Genomic DNA, 18,860 nt, shown 5'->3' on the forward strand with positions numbered 1-18,860 from the left:
ATTCCTTTTCAGTGAAAAATATTCTACTCGATTTCCCTTGGAAAGGATAAAATATACTTGGTATTCAGCTGATTGATATAAGAAGAAAGGATCTGATTTTCAGAGTTCTCAAGCGTGATTTTTTTGCCATTTTTCTGGAGCAAGTAAATGGGCTGTATGTCCTTATTATAAGGCAGCAAACTTCTGGAGATCTCATCAACCAATTCAGCACCATTTTTAATGTTAAATTTCAGATTGGTTTTATTGATTTTATCTTTAATAAATTCAGGATCAAAAGGTTGTGAAGAGATGATGGTTTTCGGAAATTCGCGCCTGATCACGCACTTACAGAGATAAGAAAGAATGAGGTCTTCATTTTTTGACCAAAATTTCATTGCCTGGATGAGATCATTGTCATCAAGATCTGTAAACCTTTGGATGTCTTCTTCGGTCGCACTTTCAAAATGATTTTTATGAAGAAAATATTTTAAATTCTCAGATGCAGGCAAATCTTTTCCTTCTGAAATTAAAAATTTAGCACGTTCCAAAATTTTGATTAAAAGATGTTCAGCCAAAACCGAAGTTTTATGATAATAAACCTGCCAATACATAAACATTCGGGCCGTGAGAAAATTTTCAATCGAATAAATTCCTTTTGCATCAATGACGAGTTCATCTTCAGAAACGTTCATCATCGAAATAATTCGCTGTGTATTTACATTCCCTTCAGAAACACCGGTATAAAAACTATCTCTTTTTAAATAATCCAAACGATCGACATCGAGCTGGGAGGAGATCAACTGATTAAAAAACTTTCGATGGTATTTTCCCTGAAACATTTCGATTGCCATTGAAAGTTCTCCATTAAATTCAACATTCATCTTATTCATGAACAAAAGCGACAACTTTTCGTGATGCCAATCATCCATCAACATATTTTCTAAGGCATGTGAAAAAGGACCGTGACCAACATCGTGCAGCAAAATTGCCAGTAAAGCAGATTTTTCCTCTTCTTTCGAAATTTCAATTCCTTTTAATTTTAAAGTTTCCAAAGCTGTAAACATCAAATGCATAGCACCTAAAGCATGATGAAATCTGGTATGAGTTGCGCCCGGAAAAATTAAATTGAGTAACCCCGTCTGGGAAATCCTGCGCAATCTCTGAAAATAAGGATGTTCGATGACATCAAAAATAATTTCTGAAGGGATCTTGATAAAACCGTGAACCGGATCGTTGATAATTTTAAGCTTATTGGTCATTTTTTGAAACTAAATGTTTGAGGAAGCACAAAATTAATTATAATAAAACAAAGTTCTTACCAATCTTATCAATTAAAAAAAGTATTGCGGAAAATTCAATTTAAGTTAATCATCTTACAAAATAAGAAACGATCGAAAAAGCAGAGAATTTATTTAAAATATTCAGAAATTTCGAGATTTATCAACAGTTCATTAACTCAAGTTTAACTTTATTGAGGAAAGTTTTGGGCAAAATTTAAGAACATTTGGTTGTATTTTTGATGCATTAAACAAAGTTCAAAAACATTGAACTTTAATTTTAAATATTGAATTTTTTGTATGACAAAATTGATTTGGATTGATGATGAAGTAGATTTACTAAAACCTCATATTGTATTTTTAGAAAACAAAGGCTACCAAGTTTCTTCTGTAAATAACGTGAACGAAGCCCTTGAAATGATAGAAAAAGAAAATTTCGTATTGGCTTTGCTCGATGAAAATATGCCCGGAATTTCTGGTCTGGAAGCAATTCCTATGATCAAAAACATAGATTCAGCCATCAAAATTGTGATGGTAACGAAGAATGAAGAAGAGCGAATTATGGAAGAAGCGATTGGCTCTCAGATCGCAGATTACATATTGAAACCGGTAAATCCTAACCAGGTTTTACTGTCGTTAAAGAAAAACTTGCAGGAAGAAACTTTGGTAGAGCAAAAAACGATTTTGCAATATCAACAGGAATTCCGAAATCTTTCTATGGAACTTTCTTACTTGAGAACGTACCAAGATTGGGCAGAATATTATAAGAAAATCCTGAACTGGGAAATAAAATTTGACAAGGTTTTCGACAGCGAATTTTCAGAATTGTTGCAGTCTCAAAAAGAAGAAGCGAACATTCAGTTTTCTAAATTTATTGAAAACAACTATGAAGACTGGCTGAATTCCAGTGATAAACCACTGATGAGTCACACTCTATTTAAGGAAAAAGTAAAGCCAGAAGTTGAGAAAGAAAAAGTTTTATTGTTGATGATCGATAATCTTCGATACGATCAATGGAAAGTCATCGAACCTCTTTTCACAAGGTTTTACAATAAAACTTCCGAAGATTATTACTATAGTATTTTGCCAACGGCAACGCAATATGCAAGAAATGCTTTTTTTGCGGGATTAATGCCGTCAGAAATTGAAAAAAGATTCCCCGATTATTGGATCAATGATAATGAAGAAGGAAATAAAAATGAACATGAACGTGATTTTTTAGAAGATCAAATGAAGCGTCTCGGATTGTCAGGCAAAAGCATGAAATATCTGAAAATTTTGAATTCAGACTTTGAGCGAAAAATTTTAGATGATTTCAATCAACATAAAAACAATGATCTACTGGTGATTGTTTATAATTTCATCGATATTCTGTCTCATGCAAAAACCGATAATGTTATTGTAAATCAATTGATCAGAGATGATAAGACCTTCAGATCTTTAACTTACAACTGGTTTGAAAACTCATCTTTATTAAAGATCATTAAACAAGCGGCTGAAAACGGTTTTAAACTCGTATTAACGACCGATCACGGAACAATTTACGTGAAGAAACCGAGCAAAGTTGTTGGTGACAGAGAAACTTCAACTAATATTCGCTACAAAACAGGACGAAGTTTAACCTACGAAAAAAGCGATGTTTGGGCGGTTTCTAACCCCGAAAAATTGTTTTTACCGAAAGGGAATTTAAGTTCAAAATATATATTCGCGAAGAATAATATCTTTTTGGCGTATCCAAAAAATTATAATCATTTTGTAAATTATTACAAAGAAACTTATCAACATGGTGGGATTTCTTTGGAAGAGGTCATCATACCGATTTGCATATTAGAACCCAAATAGTTTGTTTTCATAGTTTATTTTTTTTGGGCTCTATCAGGCGGGAAAGATCTTTGATTTTTCCCGCCTTTTCTATTTGAATTTACCTTACAGGAATTTTATTTCTAAATCTTATTCATTGTCTCTCCATTTATTTTATAAATCTGGATTATTCATCTTTTTAAGCTTCTTATAAATTCGTATTTTTGAGAAAATTAACTTTAATGAAAATTATTTCTTATAACGTCAACGGAATTAGAGCCGCATTTACAAAAGATTTTTTGGGTTGGTTAAAAGTTGCTGATCCCGACGTCATTTGCATCCAGGAAAGCAAGGCTGGAAACGACCAGATCGACATCGAAAGTCTGGAAAAAAGTGGTTATCACAGTTCCTGGCATTCTGCGCAGAAGAAAGGATATTCCGGCGTGGGGATTGCGTCAAAAGTAAAACCAAAACACATAGAATACGGTTGTGGAATTGAAAACTACGATAGCGAAGGACGAATTATGCGCGCTGATTTTGAAGATTTATCGGTGATTTCGGTGTATGTTCCATCCGCTTCTAATATTGGTAGACTTGATTTTAAAATGAAATTCTGTTATGATTTCCTGGATTATGTTAAAGACCTGAAGAAAACGATTCCTAACTTGGTTATTTGCGGTGATTTTAATATTTGTCACGAAGCAATTGATATTCACAATCCGAAAGGTTTAGCTACCACTTCTGGCTTTCTTCCGATGGAAAGAGAATGGATGACGAAATTTATAGAGGAATGTCAATTGATCGACAGTTTCCGGTATTTCAATTCTCAACCAGATCATTATTCTTGGTGGAGTTATCGACAAAATTCCAGAGCCAATAATAAAGGTTGGAGACTGGATTATAATTTCGTGTCTTATGCTTTAAAGGAAAGGTTTTCGAGAGCCGTGATTATAAAGGAAGCGGTGCATTCGGATCATTGTCCTGTTCTTGTTGAGCTTTCGTAGAGGTTATTTAATTTTAACGCAAGGAACGCAAAGATTTTTCTTTTAGTTAATAAATGTACGAACGCAAAGGCGTTTCACTTAGCAAGCGGTGCAAGGTTTTTGAACACGTGAATTTTAGTTTTTAGTATTCTTATTTAAATATAGTTTTTGTTTTTAAAAACTTCGTGCGACCCGACTTGAGTGGAGCTCTTTTTGTGGAACATAGTGGAACAAAAAAGCGGGAACGGAAGGCGGAAATGTTCGCCCAAAAAAAATCATAAAAAAAGCCGACTCAAATGAATCGGCTTTTCTGTTTTTTAAACGTAATGTTAATCGTTGTCGATATCGATAATTTCATATTCAACGGGCATTGTACCTTTTTTGGTGTCCCCTATTGATTTGTACGCTGCTTTGGAAAGATCAATGGCTCTGGAAGAATGAAAAGGACCACGGTCATTAACTTCTACTATTACACTTTTTCCTGATCTCAAATTGGTTACCTTTAGCATGGTGCCGAAAGGAAGCGTTCTGTTTGCTGCGGTCATTTTTGCATTACTGAAAATTTCACCGCTTGCTGTTTTTCTACCGTTGAACTTATCGTGGTAAAATGATGCAATACTTGTCTTCGCATCATCGGCATTATATTTGTTAAATGAATATAGACCGAGTGTTGAAATCATCATTATGATTAGGAGTATTCCTCTTTTCATCATTTTGAATTATTTTTATTGGTTTTGACTCTGCAAATTTATTCCATAATCATCACTTGCAACACTCACTGTGTTAAACTGTCTTAACGAATTGTTAAGGTTTTGTTAAGATTAACTGTACATTCACTAATCATAGGAGTTCACAAAGGTTCTTAAAACGTGTTAAAATTACCTCCCAAATGTTAATTTTATTAACAAACCAATGCATACCATCTTGTTAAATTAAGCTAAAACATGCTGATAATCAATCATTAGAGCATAAAAAAACTTCCATATTAGATGGAAGTTTTTTGTATTAAATTCTATTGATTTATAATCAAAAATCAACGATTTTTTTAAGTTTTTACTAAACGAGTTCGCCAATCAGATCAAATTCTTCTGCAGAAGTTATTTTGATATCTGCGAATTCACCGATCGATAAATAAATATTTTCGGCAGGAACCAAAACGGTATTGTCAACATCCGGCGAATCGAATTCTGTACGTCCGACAAAATAGTTTCCTTCTTTTCGGTCGAAAATACAACGGAAGGTTTGTCCGATCTTCGCCTGGTTTTTCTCCCAGGAAATCTGAGACTGCAATTCCATGATCTCTTCTACCCTTGCTTCTTTTACTTCTTGTGGAACATCGTCCTCTAAAACGTAAGCAGTCGTATTTTCTTCGTGAGAATATGTGAAACAACCTAATCGGTCGAATCTTTGTTCACGAACCCACTCTTTCATTTCCTGAAATTTCTCTTCTGTTTCCCCTGGAAAACCTACGATCAAAGTCGTTCTGATCGCCATATCTGGAACTTTCTCCCGGAATTTCGCTAAAAGAGCATCTATTTTTTCATGGGAAGTTCCACGTTTCATGGCTTTCAACAAATCAGAATTGATGTGTTGCAATGGAATATCGATATAATTACAAACCTTTGGTTCGTTCTTAATAATTTCTAAAACATCTTCCGGAAATCCTGTTGGAAAGGCGTAATGTAAACGAATCCATTCGATTCCTTCCACTTTCACCAAACGTAAAAGTAAATCTCCTAAAGCGCGTTTTTTATAAAGATCTAATCCGTAATAGGTTAAATCCTGTGCGATAAGAATTAATTCTTTGACGCCTTTTTTAGCTAATTTTTCAGCTTCAATGACCAAATTTTCAATTGGTGTAGAAATATTTCCACCTCTCATTAAGGGAATTGCGCAGAATGAACAAGGTCGGTCGCAACCTTCTGAGATTTTTAAATAAGCGTAATGTTTTGGCGTGGTAAGTAATCTTTCTCCTACCAATTCGTGTTTGTAATCAGCTCCTAAATGTTTCAATAACAAAGGAAGATCACGCGTACCGAAATATTGATCAACATCGGGAATTTCACGCAACAAGTCTGGTTTGTATCTTTCAGAAAGACATCCTGTTACAAAAACTTTCTCTACTTCGCCGCGATTTTTAGCTTCAACATATTCTAAGATCGTATTGATAGACTCTTCTTTTGCATTATCAATAAATCCACAAGTATTGATAACCACAATATCTCCTTTATCTTCGTGTACTACTTCTTTCCCGTTGGCTAATAACTGCCCCATCAAGACTTCAGAATCGTACACATTTTTAGAACAACCCAAAGTGACGATATTGATTTTCTTTTTTCCTACTGATTTTGTGCGCATTATAAAATTAATTGGGCGCAAAGGTAAGATATAAAAACTAAAAATTATTCTTCTGGGTGTCTGTCTTTTTTAAAATTAGGAAATCGCAACATTTCAGGTTTCACTTTTTTCTCGAAAACAAGTCCAATCATCATGATAAAAGTGGTCAATAAAATAACCTGGATTACAACGGATTCATTCAAGTACGGAAAACGATCTTCAGGCGTAATGCTTAGAAATAAAAGAACGGTAATTAAACCTCTCGGAGCGATGTAAAAAAGCGGCTGCATATCCATTTTCCCTAATTTTAAGAAAATTGCTCGTAAGAGATAAATTGCAATTACGATCGAAACAGACCACACCAAAGAATCGGTGTTAATAATATCTTCAGTTTTCAAGACGAAGCCAAAAACAATAAAGAAAAGTGTTCGTACGATAAAAGTTGCTTCTACGACAACATCTTTAAAATGCTTAACCTCCGAATTAAGTTTTGTGAAACGTACATTTCTAAGGAATTTCAGATGTTTTAATTCATCAATATTCCCCAATATCAAACCGAAGAATAAAATAAAGATCAAAGCTGGAAGGTGGTAAATTTTGGAAATTTCGTAAATTAAAATATTCAAAATAATAATCGGCCCATATTTTATGTGATGATCAATTTTAGCCAGAAGAAAAGCGAGGACAAGTGATGCGACAAGGGAAATCACAAGCATTAACATAAACTGACCTACAAAATGAAATGCACCACTCAAAGTGATTGCGGTGCCGAAAGTGGCAAAATTAAAGAAAACAACTCCAATAATATCTGACAAACTGCTTTCGTAAGTTATAAACTGGCGCTTATCTTTGGTTAAATTAATGGCACTTGGAATGGCGATGGAACTGCTTATAATGCAAAAAGGAATAATATTGATCAAGCTTTGTTTGAAAGGTACTTCCCATTCATAATATAAAAAAAGAGAAAATCCGATGGCGATTATTACCAGTGGCAACAATGCAATTAATGCAGATTTTTTTATTACGCTTTGATTTGATCGATTGAGTTCCAATTCCAGCGAGCCTTCCAAAACAATTAAAATTAATCCTATTGTTCCCAAAACCGGAAGTACGACATTAAGATTTGGGATAATAATATTGAAAAGTCCACCAACTTGGTTCAAAAGCCAACCTGTTGCAAGTAAGAAAATTACAGAGGGAACTTTGGTAAATTTTGAAGTTATATCAAAAATATAAGAGACCAATAAAATCACACAAATCCCAATAATAAACATTTCAGCCATAAAGTAAATATATAAAAAAAATATAAAATCGATTTTAAACCTTTTTTGAAAGTCGTTCAAAATTGTTGATTGCATTAAAAACTGAAGTACTAAAAAACAATTTTTAATTTTTGAAGAAAAAAAAGAGAGTCTTTTTTTGACTCTCCTTATTATATATTGCGGTAATTTATTTTATTAAATTTTTCAAATATTCACCATAACCACTCTTGCCATATTTTTCGGCAGATTTCAGGAGTTGTTCTTCATTGATGAATCCTTTCTTGTAAGCAATTTCTTCGATACAGGAAATTTTGAAACCTTGTCTTTTCTCCAAAACCTTCACAAATTCAGAAGCTTCATGTAGCGAATCGAAAGTTCCGGTGTCTAACCAAGCTGTTCCGCGACTCATAACGCCAACTTCTAAGTTTCCTTTTTCTAGGTAAATTTTATTGATATCTGTAATTTCTAATTCTCCTCTTGGGGAAGGTTTCAGATTTTTAGCATATTCTACCACTGAATTATCGTAAAAATACAATCCTGGAACTGCAAAATTTGATTTTGGTTCTGTCGGTTTTTCTTCAATCGAAATGGCTTTTTGATTCTCATCAAATTCTACAACACCATATCTTTCGGGATCAGAAACTTGATAAGCGAAAACGCAGCCACCTTTTACATTGGTTTTACTCGACAAAAGTTGTGGTAAACCTGCTCCGTAAAAAATATTATCTCCCAAAACTAAAGCTACTGAATCATCGCCAATAAATTCTTCACCCAAAATAAAAGCCTGCGCCAAACCATCTGGTGAAGGCTGAATTTTATACTGAATGTTGCAACCGATTGATGAACCGTCACCTAATAATTTCTTGAAACCATCAATATCATGCGGTGTAGAAATTAAAAGAATCTCTTTAATCCCCGCCAAAAGTAATGTTGATAGCGGATAATATATCATCGGTTTGTCGTAAACAGGCATGAGTTGCTTGCTTACAGCGATTGTTAATGGATAAAGTCTGGTTCCGGAACCGCCGGCGAGTATTATTCCTTTCATTTTTGAGTGATTGAGTGTTTGAGTTATTGAGTTATTGTGGTTTCGAGATTTTGGGTTCAGTAAATGTCCATTTTTTAGAATTGATAGTCATTGATACAATCATACCCAGAATTTCATCGTATTTTTTATATAAATCTACGTAAATTTCTTTGTCAATATATCCGCAAGCAAATGCAAAATCTAACCAATTTTGAGTTTCGGCAGCTTCACCATCTGCGTCATTGAGTTTGCTGATGAACGATTTTTCATATCTTCTTTTTCTCCAGGCTTCAGTGATGTTCGCATTAACAGAACGAGATGATCTTCTTATTTGATCAGTTAATGAGTATCTTTCTTCTGAAGGGAATTTTTTAGAAATTGCATAAATCTCCATTGCCGCAGAAAATGCTTTCTGATAAACAATTAAATCTTTATGGAATTTCACAAAAGTCATAATCAAAATTTTTACAGTTCAAAACTCAAAAACTCAATGATCCAAGAACTCAATTACTAATTATACTGTTTGTCGTAATATTTTTGGTAATCACCGCTTGTAACGTGATCCAGCCATTCTTTGTTCTCAAGGAACCAATCGATTGTTTTTCCGAGACCTTCTTCGAAAGTTACTGATGGTTTCCAACCTAATTCTTTATTGAGTTTTGAAGCATCGATGGCATAACGTAAATCGTGACCTGGTCTATCTTTAACGTAGGTAATTAACTTTTCAGAATGACCTTCTGGATTTCCGAGTTTTTCATCCATTTGTTTGATGAGTTCTTTTACGAGATCAATGTTTTTCCATTCATTAAAACCACCAATATTGTAAGTTTCGCCGGTTTTTGCTTCAAAAAATATCTGATGAATTGCTTTTGCATGATCGATCACATACAACCAGTCTCTCGTATATTTTCCGTCTCCATAAATTGGAAGCGGTTTTCCATTCAAAATATTAGAAATACATAACGGAATTAATTTCTCCGGGAAATGATTGGGACCGTAATTATTGGAACAGTTAGAAATAATAAATGGCATTCCATAGGTATTTCCGTATGCTCGAACCAAATGATCGGAGGCAGCTTTACTCGCGGAATAAGGAGATTTTGGGTCATAAGAAGTTTCTTCCGTAAAATAACCAGTTTCACCTAAACTTCCGTAAACCTCATCAGTAGAAACGTGATAGAATAAATTTTTTCGCGTTTCATCGGGGAAATTTCCATGTTGATGATCTGGGTTCAAAGTCCAGAATTCTCTTGCCAAATTCAATAGATTCGCCGTTCCATTTACATTTGTATTGATGAATGCACTTGGATCTTCAATGCTTCTGTCCACATGACTTTCTGCTGCTAAATGTACGATCGCATCTGGATTATATTTGTCAAAAACTTTTCGGAGTTCGTCAACATTAGTAATATCTGCTTTTTCAAAAACGTAGTTAGGTTCGTTTTCGATATCTTTTAAATTCTCTAAATTTCCGGCGTAGGTTAGAGCATCTAGGTTGATGATTTTACTGTCTGGATGATTTTTCACAAATTCCCGAACAACGTGCGAACCTATAAATCCAGCTCCACCGGTGATGATAATATTTTTCATAAGACTTCTTTAAAAATTATGTTCTTTAAAAGCAGGTAATGCAGCATCTTTTTCGGAGAGGATGATTTTATCGAAAGGTAATTTCCAGTCGATATTCAAATCTTTGTCGTTGTAAATAACGCTACCTTCCGAACCTTTATCATAAAAATTATCACACTTGTACGCGAAGATCGCAGTTTCACTTAAAACTGAAAAACCATGTCCGAAACCTCTCGGAACGTATAGTTGTAATTTATTTTCGGGAGTTAATTCTAATCCAAACCACTTTCCAAATGTTGGGGAGCCTTTTCTTAAATCTACCGCGACATCCCAAACTTTACCTTCTAAACAAGAAACTAATTTCGCTTGAGCGTGTTCGCCTTTCTGCAAATGAAGACCTCTCAAAACACCATATGATGATTTAGAGATATTATCCTGAACGAAATGACCGTTCAAACTCGTTAGTTCTTCAAATTTTTTTTCATTGAATTTTTCGTAAAAGTAGCCACGCTCGTCTTCGAAAATTGTAGTTTCTATGATATAGCAGTCTTTGAGAGGTGTTTCTTTAATTTTCATCAATTGAATTATTTAGTAATTAAAATTTGTCTTTTCAATTTAGATTTTAGGATCAAGTAACAAAAAATCGATGGAAGTAAAATCACTGAAAAAATTACCCAGTCAGACCAATGTGAAAAGATCACAACAACGTTCATCAAAAGCTGGATCAAAGCATAAACCGAACTTATCACGAGATGAGACACTTTCTTGTCATTTGCAAAAAGCTGATATAAATGACGACGGTGCGCATCGAAAATATTTTCTTTTAATTTCAATCTTTCCATGATGGTTAAAATTGTTTCTACACCATAAACTGCTAAAAAAAGAAACCACTTGTAGTCTTCTGTTTTTAGCATTAATAAAGCCAATAGCGCAATAATCCAGAATGCGATTCCCATGCTACCAATATCTCCGAGGAAACATTTTGCTTTTTTTCGGAAATTAAAAAAGAGGAAAACCAACGCAGCGATCATCGGATAAATAATGAAATCTGCAGTAACAAATTCAACCAGATACTGATTAACGTACCACAATGAACTTAATACTACCAAACTATAAATTCCCGACATTCCATTAATTCCATCCATAAAATTATAGGCATTCAAAATTCCAATAATCAAAATATAACAAATTGGAATCGCCCAAAAAGGTAAAAGCTGAAAAGCATTTATAAAATAAAGCAAAAGTGTCACTGCTGCAAAATGGAACACCAAGCGAATTTTGCTGGATAAATCCATCATATCATCTATAAAACTGATACCACAAATGAGCAATAAACCTAAACCAAAAATCCAGTAATTTGGAGATATTGACTCACTAAAACCATCATTTTTAATAAACATTTCAAATCCCATGAAAAAAACATACGCGATCGGGAAAATTATTCCGCCACCTCGAAGCGTTATTTCTGTGTGAGCGCTTCTATGATTAGGTTTATCGATAATATTATACTTGTCGGCTATTTTAAAATAAACCAGTATCAGTAGAAAAAAAGCGACGGTTATGATGATATATATCATTATTTCTTAAAGCTTTTGATGGTTATTTCCAGACCTTCTTTTGCGGAAATAGGAAGCGATAGTATTCGTAAAGAGTCTTTTATTTTAGCATTAGAAACGACGTAACTTTCTGTCAACTTTTTTAACCGTTCTGAATTAAGCGGCAGTTTTATTAAATCGCCAACTTTTGCAAAACCTGAAATCAAATTAGCATTCAATTTCCATAACTTCTCTTTTTTACCAGAAATATTCGCAATAATTTTCACCAGTTCATTAGTTGACAAAGCATTATCATCTGCAAAATTGTAAATTCCTGAGACCATCTTTTCATTCTGAAGCATCTTTAAAATTAAAAAATTTAAATTGTCAATACTTAGAAAAGAACGCTGATTTTCAAAAGCTGCTAAAGGCCACGGAATTCCTTTTTCAACAACTTTGTATAATAAATTCAGGTTCCCTTTGTTCCCAGGACCATGAATCATACAAGGTCGAATGATAAACAATCTTTTTCCAGAAGGCAAATTTTGACTGAGCAAATAGTTTTCAGCTTCCAGTTTTGATTGACCGTAAGGAGTTTGAGGATTGGCAGTGAAATTTTCTTCAAGAATACCATCAACGGTATCTGCGACCGCTTTTACTGAACTGAAATAAAAAAAATCTTTGCTATCGGAAGTTAAGAATTGTTTAAAAAGAGTGATTGTTAGATCTCTATTTATTTTAAAATAAGATTCAGGATCGGAAGAATTACTTGTATCATGTGCTTTTCCGGCCAAATGAATAATCGCTTCTGCATTTTTATCCAGACTCCAATTTTCATGTCGGAGAGATAAACCATCGACAATGTTTCCGTGATCTCTCAAATATTTTGATAGATTTTGACCAACGAAACCCGATATTCCTGTGATGGTAATATTCATTTGTTTTTGTTTTGACCGGTTTAAAATTTAATTAATCCGATATTTAATAGTCCTATTTTTTTTCTGGAACAGTTTTTAATTTTAAAATCCTTTCCAAATTATCGATACAGCTGGAAAGTTGATAATTTTCAAGAAAGAAATTTCTGCTATTCTCACCCATTTGCTTTAATTCCAAATTGGATAAAGTTGCCATTTTCAAAATTGTTTCCGCTAATTTTTTTGAATCTCCAGCAGAAACAACCACACCACATTTCGCTTCTTCTATAATTTCTGCACCTTCGCCATTAAGCATTGCTACTATAGGTTTCGATGCACTCATGTACGCCTGAACTTTCGCAGGAACGGTAAGATTAAAAATTTTATCATCTTTTAAACTCACCAACATGACATCCGCTTTTGCAAAAAAACTCGCCATTGCTTCTACGGGAAATCGACCAACGGTGAAAACTGTTTTTTGTAAACTATTCTTCTCGATAAATTCCTGAACGTAAGACATTTTTCGACCATCGCCCACGATAACTAACTTAATTTCCGGATTATTTTTAAGCTCTAAAGCGGCATTAATTATTGCTTCTAAATCTTGTGCTTCACCAACATTCCCAGCAAACATCACTTTGAAACCGTCTGGTAATTCGGGAACAGGAAAATTTTGATCACCTTGCGAAATCGAATCTTCTGCCCAATTCGGAAAATATTCTAATTTACTTTCAAAATCTCCTTTTTCTAAAATTGATTTTTTAAAACCTTTGGAAGTAATTAATATTTTTTCTGAATTTTTATAAAAGTTGATGACCATCTTTTCAAAGAAACCAAGAACTGATTTATTTTTAACTCCGCCCGCAATTTCTAAACTTTCTGGCCAAAGATCCATCACCCAAAAATAAACGGGAACGTTCTGTAATTTTTTTAATAAAAGTGCCGGATAAAACTGCGTGATCGGCGAAGGTTCGTGTACGATTACCGCATCATATTTATTATTAAAATTTAGGAAAAATGATTTAATAGATGCGAAGAAAGCAAAACTAAAATAATTCAGAAAAAGTCTAATTCCACCACCTTTTCCGCGCAGAAGTAGAAGTGAGCGAATAATTTTAACGCCATTAATTTCCTGTCTTCTATTTTTGAAAATTCCGTACCCATCGTACATTTTACCTTCCGGATAATTGGGTAATCCAGTTAGTACAGTGACCTCGTGCCCTCTTTTTTGAAGTTCGAAAGAAAGGTCGTTGCTTTTAAAATTTTCGGGGAAGTAATATTGAGTAACAATTAAAATTTTCATGCTTTACTCCAAACCACTCTGTTCACATAATCGGTATAACTTAAAATAATTCGTACTACTTTTTCAGAAACATTCGGCATCGAATAATCGGAAACACGACGGTAATTTCTTTCTGTACCTATATTTTGTTGCTGCAATTGCGTTAAACCCTGCATAATTCTTTCTGGATTCATTCCAACCATCATTACGCTGGCTTCTTCCATTGCTTCCGGTCTTTCGTGAGCATCTCTAATATTTAAAGCTCGGAAATTCAAGATAGAAGATTCTTCAGAAATAGTTCCTGAATCGGATAAAACTGCATAACTGCGCATTTGCAAAGCGTTGTAATCGTGGAAACCTAAAGGTTTTAAAAACTGAATCTCGGGACGAACGACTACTTTCATTTTATCAATCATATTTCTGGTTCGCGGATGCGTAGAAACGATAATTGGATAGCCAAATTTTTCAGCGATGAGATTTAAACTTTCAATTAAACCATTGAAATTTTTCTCAGAATTGATATTTTCTTCACGGTGAGAACTTACTACGAAATATTCCCCCTCTTCTAAATTGAGTCTCGATAAAACATCAGATTTTTTGATTTCCGGGAGGTAATGATTTAAAACTTCGAACATTGGTGAACCGGTTTTAATGATTCTGTCTGCAGGAAGGCCTTCTCTTAACAAATATTCACGAGCAATATCGCTGTAGGTTAAGTTCACATCGGAAGTATGATCTACAATTTTTCGATTGGTTTCTTCTGGAACGCGTTGGTCGAAACAACGGTTTCCAGCTTCCATGTGGAAAATTGGGATTTGTCTTTTCTTCGCAGGAATTGCACAAAGACAAGAATTGGTATCTCCTAAAACTAAAAAAGCTTCAGGTTGTAATTCTTCTAAAAGTGGATCAATTTTAATGAGAATATTACCTATTGTTTCGGTTGCGGTGATTCCGGCTGCCTCTAAAAAATAATCTGGTTTTCGCAAACCAAGGTCTTCAAAAAAAATCTGATTCAGCTCATAATCATAGTTTTGACCAGTATGAACAATGGTATGTTCAATGGCTTCAGAATTATCTAATGCAATAAGAACCCTCGATAATCTTATAATTTCGGGACGGGTTCCGACGACTGTCATGACCTTTAGTTTCTTCATATTTTTTAATATTTGCAAAAATAAGATTTTTCATTAACTAAAAGAGGCATTTGCTTGATTTTTAAACCAAATTATAAGATTAGATAATAGAATTTCTATACATTTTAATTTTAAACTTCCACGAAATAAGTATCTGCATCTTCTGCATTGTAAGGTTCATTGATCCAAAAAATGGTCAGTAATTCTTCCTCGCCAATATTTTTGATGTTGTGCGTGTACCAGATCGGCATATCTACATAAGCTGGTTCAGTACCATCTAAATAAAAATCTAAAACCTCATCGGAATCAATTTTTCTTAACTGAATAAGTGCTTTTCCTTTGATAACAGCAAATCTTTCTATTTTTCTGGTATGGAAATGATTTCCACGAGTAATTCCGGGAACGGTGGTTGAAAAAGAACATTGTCCACCAATTCCTAATCTGATGACTTCCACAAAAGCTCCTCTTGGATCAATATTTTGAGTGAATTTTACTGGGTAATGAGTCGCAATATCAAAATAGCAGCGGAAAGTATTGAAGAGCTGATAATCAAAACCAGTGATCAACTTTGGAATTTCTCCCGCATCAAAATATAATTTTTTATAGTTCTCTAGTTTATCTAAAACTTCAGAAACTTTTATAGCGGTGGTAAATGGCACAACATATTGTTCTTTTGTTTCGCCACTTTGAATTTGATTAATGATTTCCTGCACCAATTCTCCAACATAAATTAATCGCACTTCACCATCAACATCGATGGTCGGATTTTCACCATGCGTTAATTTATAGCAAAATGTAGCAATAAACGAGTTGTAATTAGGTTTCCCGAAAGGTCCGAAAACATTGGGAATAATCATTCCGGTAAATTTACCGCCATTAAGTTTTGCCCAATTTGCCAGTAGAGATCGGCCTAATTTTTTGGATTTTCCGTACAAATTATCACGTTCCTCCTGAGATGAAGACGAAAATAGAAGGTGTGCTTTTGAACCAGTTCTTTCTAAAGACAAAACCAGTTGATTAACCAATTCTACGTTTTGGTGATAAATAACTTCGGGATCAGGATGCCGGTTCATGGCAGCGAGATGTACAATCACATCGCACTGTTTTACAAAATTATCTAATTGATCAGGTTGCTCAAAATATTCTTTTTGAAAATCTATTCGTTCAAATTCCTCAGGTTTTAAACCTAAGGTATTATATAAATGAGATCCAACAAAACCGTTTTGACCTGTAATTCCTATCTTTTTCATGAATCAATTTTTTTAATTAAAATAATCTGCTGGAAATCTAAATTCATCTTGTACTTCTCCCAATTCATAATCTGCAAAAACTAATAATTTCGACTGGTCGTCAATGGCTTGAATAGATGTCACAAAACCCTGTGGAATATGCAAAACATCTAAATTCTCTGCAGACAGGATAAATTCTAAAACCCTTAAATCTTTAGAAGGATTTTCCCAAGAATCAATTTCTATTAATTTAATTTTGAAAGAGCCCGAAACAGCTGAAAACCAGCGTTGTTCTATTTGGTGACCTTGCCAACCTCGGATAAAATTGCTGTCCACGTTTTGTATGGTATAAACTCTTTTGATTCCTAATGCATTGAAATCATTATTGAAACAAATTGTTCCCCTATCGTCTTGATGTCGATTGCCACTAATGATTTTTGCTTTCATAACTATTTTTAATACGGATATTGCTGAACATCTTCGCCGAAAATCTCTTTTCGGATGAGTGGTAATGTAGAAATTAGTGCTTTCAATCCTTCTACTCCTTGCTGATTAGCATTGTGGGAATGGTAATCTTCAATTACTGCAATATCTTTTTCTCCCTCCGAGAAATATTTGGCATAATTCAAATCTCTATTATCTGCTGGAACTCTGTAAAAATCGCCCATATCTTCTGCTTTCATCATTTCTTCTCGGGTACATAGTGTTTCATACAGTTTCTCACCATGTCGCGTTCCGATGATTCTCACTGGAGTTTCCTTGCCAGAAAGTTCCACTAAAGCTTTTGCCAGATCACCAATTGTTCCTGCAGGAGCTTTATTTACAAAAAGATCACCGGCATTTCCGTTTTCAAAAGCAAATAAAACCAAATCTACTGCATCTTCCAGAGACATAAAAAATCGAGACATATTAGGATCGGTAATCGTAATTTCTTCTCCTTTCTGAATTTGATTTAAAAATAAAGGAATTACAGAACCACGCGACGCCATCACATTTCCATATCTTGTTAAACAAACAGTAGTATCGCTCAAATTTCTGGATTCTGCAACGGCAACTTTTTCCATCATCGCTTTAGAAATTCCCATTGCGTTGATAGGATACGCCGCTTTGTCCGTACTCAAACAAATTACTTTTTTAACTTTATTGTAACCAGCTGCACGAATTACATTTTGAGTTCCTTCAACATTAGTTTTTACCGCTTGCATAGGGAAAAATTCGCAAGATGGAACTTGTTTCAAAGCTGCGGCATGAAAAATATAATCCACTCCACGGGTTGCAGTTTCTACACTTGCATAATCTCGGACATCACCAATATAATACTTTATTTTGCTGTCTTTGTAGAGATTTCTCATGTCATCTTGTTTTTTCTCATCACGGGAAAAAATTCTGATTTCTTTGAAATGGTCTGTTTTTAAAAATCTATTAAGAACCGCAGTTCCAAATGAACCAGTACCTCCAGTAATTAGGAGGATTTTGCCGTTAATTTCTATACTCATTTAATAATATTTTTTTTTGCTAATTTTGACGGATAACTATTTAATACCGCTTTATAAATTCCTTTAAATACGAAAAAACTACCCGCTGCAACTCCGATAATTCCGTGTCTTTTTATTACTTTTTCTATATCTTCCAGAGAACCTGCACCACCCAAAACCGTCAATGGCAGCGAAATTTTCTCTCTTATTTTATCAATTAAATTCATATCAAATCCCCTCATCATTCCATCTTGGTTGATTGAATTAATAATGATTTCACCGGCTCCCAAATTCTGAGCTTGAACAACAAAATCTATAGGATCGATGCCGGTTGATTTTTTCCCGTTGTGTGTGAAAACTTCATAACCTCCAAATAATTTTTTTTGACATCTAAAACCACAATGACACTTTGGGAACCTACTCTTTCTGCAATTTCGGTAATTAAATTGGGATTTTGCAAAACTGCAGAACTTAAGGCAATTTTCTCTATTCCTAAACCGAAAATATTTTGCGCCTGTTCCACTGTTTTCACGCCTCCTCCATAACGGCATTCTGGACTGATTTGCAATTCTTCTAATAAATTATAATCTGGTTCCAAACCTTTTTTGGTAGCGTCAATATCAAAAATTACGAGTTCATCAACTTCTTTTTCATTGAAAATTTTCACTCCGTTAATTGAATCTCCTACATATTTCGGATTGCTAAACTGGACGGTTTTCACCAAACCTTTATCTTGAATTAAAGGGGCGGGAATTATTCTGGGTCTAAGCATGTAATTTACAATTTTGCAAAATTATGCAATAAAATCTCCCCGAAATGGTGACTTTTCTCCGGATGAAACTGAACGCCAAATTTATTTTGATGATGAACAGCGGAAGCGAATTCAATTCCGTAATCTGAAACCGCAAGAAAATCTTCTGAATGATGACAATGGAAATAATAAGAATGTAGAAAATAATGGTCATTAAAAATATTTTTATTATCGGTGTAAAACCAGATTTAAAGAATTGTCTTTTTTTCTCGAAATAAATGATAATATTCAAAATCTCGTTTCATAT

At 34.1% G+C, this 18,860-nt stretch carries 20 protein-coding genes; 2 read left to right on the forward strand and 18 right to left on the reverse strand.

Going from position 1 to position 18,860, the window contains the following annotated elements:
• Positions 1 to 23 precede the first annotated feature (23 nt).
• Positions 24 to 1,238 carry an HD domain-containing protein gene (locus OA86_RS08510; RefSeq protein ID WP_039351677.1) on the reverse strand — a complete coding sequence of 405 codons (1,215 nt, stop codon included), beginning with the start codon at positions 1,236 to 1,238 and terminating at the stop codon, positions 24 to 26.
• A gap of 318 nt (positions 1,239 to 1,556) precedes the next feature.
• Here OA86_RS08510 and porX point away from each other — a divergent pair, with 318 nt between their 5' ends.
• Together porX and OA86_RS08520 are read left to right on the forward strand one after the other, a co-directional pair.
• Entirely contained in the window at positions 1,557 to 3,098 is a 1,542-nt protein-coding gene (gene porX, locus OA86_RS08515; protein WP_039351679.1) for a T9SS response regulator signal transducer PorX, read from the forward strand.
• Between the two features lie 200 nt (positions 3,099 to 3,298).
• Positions 3,299 to 4,060, forward strand: a complete 762-nt coding sequence (locus tag OA86_RS08520) for an exodeoxyribonuclease III (RefSeq protein WP_039351681.1) — start codon at positions 3,299 to 3,301, stop codon at positions 4,058 to 4,060.
• Positions 4,061 to 4,368: 308 nt separating this feature from the next.
• On the opposite strand, the gene OA86_RS08525 is transcribed toward OA86_RS08520, so the two are convergent.
• The 17 genes from OA86_RS08525 to OA86_RS15865 form a co-directional block, all read right to left on the reverse strand.
• The gene (locus OA86_RS08525; protein WP_039351682.1) at positions 4,369 to 4,752 is read right to left on the reverse strand and encodes a septal ring lytic transglycosylase RlpA family protein; all 384 of its coding nucleotides are present in this window, start codon (positions 4,750 to 4,752) and stop codon (positions 4,369 to 4,371) included.
• Between the two features lie 343 nt (positions 4,753 to 5,095).
• Positions 5,096 to 6,397, reverse strand: coding sequence for a 30S ribosomal protein S12 methylthiotransferase RimO (gene rimO / locus OA86_RS08530; RefSeq protein WP_039351684.1), 1,302 nt, complete (start codon positions 6,395 to 6,397; stop codon positions 5,096 to 5,098).
• A gap of 44 nt (positions 6,398 to 6,441) precedes the next feature.
• Entirely contained in the window at positions 6,442 to 7,659 is a 1,218-nt protein-coding gene (locus OA86_RS08535) for a cation:proton antiporter (RefSeq protein ID WP_039351829.1), read from the reverse strand.
• A gap of 166 nt (positions 7,660 to 7,825) precedes the next feature.
• Positions 7,826 to 8,686: a glucose-1-phosphate thymidylyltransferase RfbA gene (rfbA, locus tag OA86_RS08540; RefSeq protein WP_039351686.1), complete on the reverse strand. Its 861-nt coding sequence runs from the start codon at positions 8,684 to 8,686 to the stop codon at positions 7,826 to 7,828.
• Positions 8,687 to 8,717: 31 nt separating this feature from the next.
• Complete coding sequence (locus OA86_RS08545) at positions 8,718 to 9,119, reverse strand: four helix bundle protein (protein WP_039351688.1); 402 nt, start codon at positions 9,117 to 9,119, stop codon at positions 8,718 to 8,720.
• Positions 9,120 to 9,175: 56 nt separating this feature from the next.
• Positions 9,176 to 10,255 (reverse strand): dTDP-glucose 4,6-dehydratase, encoded by a 1,080-nt coding sequence (rfbB, locus tag OA86_RS08550; RefSeq protein ID WP_039351690.1) that lies wholly within the window; start codon positions 10,253 to 10,255, stop codon positions 9,176 to 9,178.
• 9 nt (positions 10,256 to 10,264) lie between these two features.
• Positions 10,265 to 10,810 carry a dTDP-4-dehydrorhamnose 3,5-epimerase gene (rfbC, locus tag OA86_RS08555; protein WP_039351692.1) on the reverse strand — a complete coding sequence of 182 codons (546 nt, stop codon included), beginning with the start codon at positions 10,808 to 10,810 and terminating at the stop codon, positions 10,265 to 10,267.
• A gap of 8 nt (positions 10,811 to 10,818) precedes the next feature.
• Positions 10,819 to 11,811, reverse strand: a complete 993-nt coding sequence (locus tag OA86_RS08560; protein ID WP_039351693.1) for an MraY family glycosyltransferase — start codon at positions 11,809 to 11,811, stop codon at positions 10,819 to 10,821.
• Positions 11,811 to 12,707 (reverse strand): NAD-dependent epimerase/dehydratase family protein, encoded by an 897-nt coding sequence (locus OA86_RS08565; RefSeq protein ID WP_039351695.1) that lies wholly within the window; start codon positions 12,705 to 12,707, stop codon positions 11,811 to 11,813. The genes OA86_RS08560 and OA86_RS08565 overlap by 1 nt, the downstream gene beginning before the upstream one ends.
• A gap of 52 nt (positions 12,708 to 12,759) precedes the next feature.
• A complete protein-coding gene (locus OA86_RS08570) occupies positions 12,760 to 13,986 on the reverse strand; it encodes a glycosyltransferase family 4 protein (RefSeq protein ID WP_039351697.1) in 1,227 nt (408 codons plus the stop codon).
• Complete coding sequence (wecB, locus tag OA86_RS08575) at positions 13,983 to 15,119, reverse strand: non-hydrolyzing UDP-N-acetylglucosamine 2-epimerase (RefSeq protein ID WP_039351699.1); 1,137 nt, start codon at positions 15,117 to 15,119, stop codon at positions 13,983 to 13,985. The genes OA86_RS08570 and wecB overlap by 4 nt, the downstream gene beginning before the upstream one ends.
• 110 nt (positions 15,120 to 15,229) lie before the next feature.
• Positions 15,230 to 16,348: a polysaccharide biosynthesis C-terminal domain-containing protein gene (locus OA86_RS08580; RefSeq protein ID WP_039351701.1), complete on the reverse strand. Its 1,119-nt coding sequence runs from the start codon at positions 16,346 to 16,348 to the stop codon at positions 15,230 to 15,232.
• Between the two features lie 12 nt (positions 16,349 to 16,360).
• Complete coding sequence (locus OA86_RS08585; protein ID WP_082017310.1) at positions 16,361 to 16,774, reverse strand: WxcM-like domain-containing protein; 414 nt, start codon at positions 16,772 to 16,774, stop codon at positions 16,361 to 16,363.
• An 8-nt stretch (positions 16,775 to 16,782) separates the two neighbouring features.
• Complete coding sequence (locus tag OA86_RS08590; RefSeq protein WP_126340497.1) at positions 16,783 to 17,823, reverse strand: polysaccharide biosynthesis protein; 1,041 nt, start codon at positions 17,821 to 17,823, stop codon at positions 16,783 to 16,785.
• Positions 17,820 to 18,092: a HisA/HisF-related TIM barrel protein gene (locus OA86_RS15985; protein WP_375600434.1), complete on the reverse strand. Its 273-nt coding sequence runs from the start codon at positions 18,090 to 18,092 to the stop codon at positions 17,820 to 17,822. Before OA86_RS15985 ends, OA86_RS08590 begins: the two co-directional genes overlap by 4 nt.
• Positions 18,093 to 18,115: 23 nt before the next feature.
• Positions 18,116 to 18,574: a HisA/HisF-related TIM barrel protein gene (locus tag OA86_RS15990; protein WP_198410764.1), complete on the reverse strand. Its 459-nt coding sequence runs from the start codon at positions 18,572 to 18,574 to the stop codon at positions 18,116 to 18,118.
• A gap of 5 nt (positions 18,575 to 18,579) precedes the next feature.
• Complete coding sequence (locus tag OA86_RS15865) at positions 18,580 to 18,801, reverse strand: glutamine amidotransferase-related protein (protein WP_221404077.1); 222 nt, start codon at positions 18,799 to 18,801, stop codon at positions 18,580 to 18,582.
• Positions 18,802 to 18,860: the final 59 nt, after the last annotated feature.

It is taken from the genome of Kaistella jeonii, from assembly GCF_000812865.1.
GTDB lineage: Bacteria > Bacteroidota > Bacteroidia > Flavobacteriales > Weeksellaceae > Kaistella > Kaistella jeonii.